Source organism: Mycobacterium sp. (assembly GCF_049673265.1).
Taxonomy (GTDB): Bacteria; Actinomycetota; Actinomycetes; order Mycobacteriales; family Mycobacteriaceae; genus Mycobacterium.
In genome coordinates this window covers 1-4,544 of the sequence record NZ_JBATXN010000195.1, presented here as the reverse complement: position 1 = coordinate 4,544, position 4,544 = coordinate 1, and the positions used below count along the sequence as shown (strand labels likewise).

The window sequence follows — 4,544 nt, the reverse complement described above, 5'->3', positions numbered from 1 at the left end:
CCAACGGAGATCACGAACGAGACGGCGACCACGATCACCCCCCTTTTTGTGAAGTCCCAGAAGGAGACGTGCGCGCCGGCGCGTTCGGCGAGTCCGACTATGACGATATTCGCGCTGGACCCGATGGGATTGAGGTTGCCCCCGAGGATCGTGCCCAGTAGCAGGGCCCACCACAGCACACCGGTGTCGGCGTGGCCGTGCAAGGACGGGGCGAACTCGGCGACGATGGGCGTCATCGTGGCGGCGTACGGAACGTTATTGACAAGGCCGCTGAACAAGAACGACACGCCCAGGATCAGCATTGTCGTCAGCCATAGGTTGCCGCCGGTTGCGTGGCTGGCCGCATGGGCCAGGTTACTGATGACGCCGGTCCGCACCAGGGCTCCGACCATGATGAACAGTCCCGCGAAGAACAGCAGGGTCTCCCACTCGACACTGGAAAGGTAGAAGTCACGGTCCAGGCCGGAGACCATGACCAGGATGCCGGCACCTGCCATCGCCACCAACGACGGTTCCATGTGGATCACATGGTGCAGGACGAAACCGGTGAACACCGCGACAAGGACGATTCCGCATTGGATCAGCAGCTTGCGGTTACGGATCGCTTCTCTCTCGTCCAGTGCCATGACATCGGCAACCCGGTCGGGGTCGACGGTATAGAAGCCGGGAAACAGGGGGCGTAACAGCGCTATCAGGGCGAGGAGCACGATGAGCACCGCCGGGCCCATGTTCGTCAAGAACGATATAAAGCTCAGGTTGGCCCCGGTGCCGATGATGATGCTGGTCGGATCACCGACCAGGGTGGCCGCGCCACCGATATCGGAGGCGAAGGACTCGGCGATCAGAAACGGCGCTGGACTGAGCGCCAGCCGGTCGGCTACCAGCACGGTGACCGGTGCGATCAACAAGACCGTGGTGACGTTGTCCAGGAACGCCGATCCGACTGTGGTGACCACCACCAGCAGGATCATGATCCGCAGCGGCGAGCCCTTGGCGCGTTTGGCCGACCAGATCGCGATGTATTCGAATACGCCGGTCTGGCGCACCACGCTGACGATGATCATCATCCCGAGGAGCAGAAAGATGACGTCCCAGTCGATTCCGGTGTCGCGCGAGTAGAAGACCTCATCTGAGTTGATCACCGGCAAGAAGAACACGGCCACCGCGCCGGCCAGCGCCACCATCGTCTTGTTGAAACGCTCGGTGGTGATCAAGGCGTACGCGATGACGAAGACCGCGGAAGCGTAAACGGTGTGGACGGTGCTCATGCTCATGGGTGATCCTGCCGTCGGGCACGCGCCTGGCTGGGCATGTGCGGCCAAGCGGCGCTCAAGATTTGAGCGCCGCGGCCAGCAGGCGTGATGCAAAGATCACGCCGTGCAATTTCCTGTCTTTGGTAACTGCGATCAGCGGGGTGCGCCCCTGCACCATCTCCGCGGCGACCTTGGTGATGGTGGCACGCGCATCGACCGAGGGAATGTCGCGCAGGTAGTCGGGCAGCACGTCGCCGACCGTCTTGCCCGCCAAATTCCGCATAGCTTCGTCGGGGGTCGGGTCGCCGAGGACGCCGGCCAGTGCCAGATCGTCCTGCACGTATCGGGGCAGGATGAATCGCAGCAACGCGAACGCCGGAAGCACTGCGTACGGCTCCCCGCAAGTATCGGTGACCAGGAGTCCGGGGAGATGGTGCTCGGCGATCATGCGTGCAGCGTCGACGGCGTCGGAATCAATGGGCACGATGGGGAACTTCTCTTCGAGGTCCTCTGCCCGCACACGCACACCATACTGAACCCCGGTGCTTTGCGTGAGCTGGCGGGCAGGCTAACTGAAGGCGAAGTAGCGGACCCACAGGTAACCGACGGAAAGTGCAAATGAGAAAGCGGTCACCACCACACCCCTTCGAGTGAAGTCCCAAAACGACACCGGATGGCCTGCGCGTTGCGCGATCCCGACCGCGACGATATTCGCGCTCGCCCCCACGGCGGTGAGATTGCCGCCGAGGACCGTCCCTAGGAGCAGCGCCCACCACAGCACACCGGAACTGGTGTGCCCAGGAATGGATTCGGCGAGCTGCGCGACAACCGGTGTCATCGTGGCGGCGTACGGAACGTTGTTGATAAAGCTGCCCAACGTGAAAGACACCGTGACGATCAGCAACGTGGCCGTCCAGGCATCGCCGTGGGTCACCTGGCTGGCCGCATGTGCCACATTATTGACCACGCCGGTCCTCACCAGGGCCCCAACCATGATGAACAGTCCTGCGAAGAACAGCAGCGACTCCCATTCGACGCTGGACAGGTAGAACTTCCGGCTCAGACCGGAGATCACGATCAGGATGCCGGCGCCGGCCATAGCCACCAGGGAGGGCTCCGTGTGGATCTCTTTGTGCGCGACGAATCCGGCGAACACGACCACCAGGACGATCCCGCACTGGATCAACAGCTTGTGGTTGCTAATCGCTTCCTTCTCGTTCAGCGACATGACATCGGCGACCCGTTTGGGATCGACCGTGAAGAATCCCGGAAACAGCCGGGGCAGCAGTATCAGCAGGACGGCGAGCACGATGATTACCGCCGGTGCCATGTTGGCGGTGAACGTAAGGAAGCTCAGGTGGGCTCCGGTGCCGATGATGATGCTGGTCGGGTCGCCGACCAGGGTTGCTGCGCCGGCGATGTTGGCGGCGAGGGCCTCGACGATCAGAAACGGCGCCGGGCTGATGTCGAGCCTGTCGCACACCAGCAGCGTGACCGGCGCGATCAACAACACCGTGGTCACGTTGTCCAGAACTGCTGTTCCAAGGGCGGTGACAAGTACTAGCAGGATCATGATTCGCAGCGGAGAGCCCTTGGCGCGTTTGGCCGACCAGATGGCTAGGTATTCGAACACGCCGGTCTGGCGGACCACGCTGACGATGATCATCATCCCGAGGAGCAAAAAGAGGACGTCCCAATTCACCCCGGTGGCGCGTGAGTAGAAGACCTCGTCGGAGTTGATCACCGGCAAGAAGAACATGGCCGTCGCGCCGAACAGCGCCACCAACGTCTGATTGAAACGCTCCGTGGCGATGAAAATGTAGGCGACCACGAACACCGTCACCGCGTAGACGGCATGAAAGACGCTCATTGGCCGCCCTGCCAAGTCATCGTGCACTCCTGAATAGCCCTGAATAGCAGGGAAACCCGAATTGCACGAATAAAGACGCCGACCAGGCTTCCCGGCACACCGGGGCATAATTTAGCAGGCCTAGCTGGATTGCGCTGCGCGTCTCATCTAACCTTCAGGTTCGGCTACCGCCGACATATCTCCGCAGGTCGGCGTTGCGGAATGGCGGGCGTCGTACACTGGCGGGATGCTTGAACAGATCCGTGGGCCCGCCGATCTGCAGCACTTTTCTCAGGCGGACTTGGGTGATCTGGCCGACGAAATTCGCGAGTTTCTGATTCACAAGGTGGCGGCCACCGGAGGGCATCTGGGGCCCAACCTTGGCGTGGTCGAGTTGACACTCGCGTTGCATCGGGTATTCGATTCGCCACACGATCCGATCGTCTTCGACACCGGCCATCAGGCCTACGTCCACAAGATGCTGACCGGCCGCGCGGCGGACTTCGAGACGCTGCGCAAAAAGGGTGGTTTGTCGGGTTATCCGTCTCGGGCCGAAAGCGAACACGACTGGGTTGAGTCAAGCCACGCCAGCGCGGCGTTGTCCTACGCCGACGGGCTGGCCAAGGCATTCGAGCTGACCGGACACCGCAACCGGCACGTCGTCGCGGTAGTGGGCGATGGTGCGCTCACCGGCGGAATGTGTTGGGAGGCACTGAATAACATCGCGGCCGCGCACCGCCCGGTGGTGATCGTCGTCAACGACAACGGCCGCAGCTACGCACCGACCTTCGGGGGTTTGGCCAATCACCTCGCCGCGTTGCGGCTGCAGCCCAGCTACGAGCACCTCTTGGAGCGGGGGCGCAGCGCGGTACGCGGAATGCCGGTCGTCGGCGAATTGGCTTATCAGTTCATGCACAGCGTCAAAGCCGGTGTGAAGGACGCGCTTTCACCGCAGTTGCTGTTCACCGATCTCGGGCTGAAGTACGTCGGGCCGGTCAACGGCCATGACGAACACGCCGTGGAGACCGCGCTGCGCAGTGCTCGCGGATACCGCGGCCCGGTGCTGGTGCATGTCGTCACCAACAAGGGTATGGGCTACGGGCCGGCCGAGGCCGACGAGGCCGAGCAGATGCATTCGTGTGGGGTCATCGACCCGGCGACCGGACTGGCCACCAAGATCCCCGGACCGAGCTGGACGGCGACGTTCTCCGAATCGCTGATCGAGTACGCGACCAAACGCCGCGACGTTGTCGCTATCACCGCTGCCATGCCGGGGCCCACCGGGTTGACGGCGTTCGGGCAGCGCTTCCCGGATCGGTTGTTCGACGTCGGGATCGCCGAGCAGCATGCGATGACGTCGGCGGCCGGATTGGCCATGGGTGGGCTGCACCCGGTGGTGGCGATCTACTCGACATTTCTCAACCGGGCGTTCGACCAAATCA

The 4,544-nt window shown here is 62.6% G+C and carries 4 protein-coding genes; 1 reads left to right on the top strand and 3 read right to left on the bottom strand.

The window, feature by feature from the left end:
* From WBF82_RS06875 to WBF82_RS06865, 3 genes are all read right to left on the bottom strand, one after another.
* Positions 1–1,268: SLC13 family permease (locus tag WBF82_RS06875; RefSeq protein ID WP_424382317.1), on the bottom strand; the 1,268-nt coding region annotated here is incomplete at its 3' end.
* Positions 1,269–1,329: 61 nt separating this feature from the next.
* A complete protein-coding gene (locus WBF82_RS06870; protein WP_424382316.1) occupies positions 1,330–1,773 on the bottom strand; it encodes a CBS domain-containing protein in 444 nt (147 codons plus the stop codon).
* 48 nt (positions 1,774–1,821) lie between these two features.
* On the bottom strand, positions 1,822–3,123 hold the full coding sequence (locus WBF82_RS06865; protein ID WP_424382315.1) for an SLC13 family permease: 1,302 nt from the start codon (positions 3,121–3,123) through the stop codon (positions 1,822–1,824).
* A 226-nt stretch (positions 3,124–3,349) separates the two neighbouring features.
* Here WBF82_RS06865 and WBF82_RS06860 point away from each other — a divergent pair.
* On the top strand, positions 3,350–4,544 hold a 1,195-nt coding region (locus WBF82_RS06860), incomplete at its 3' end, for a 1-deoxy-D-xylulose-5-phosphate synthase N-terminal domain-containing protein (protein WP_424382314.1).

Excerpts from the sequence above, each read along its gene's own strand:
- WBF82_RS06865 (WP_424382315.1), bottom strand. The coding sequence starts at position 3,123 with ATGAGCGTCTTTCATGCCGTCTACGCGGTGACGGTGTTCGTGGTCGCC.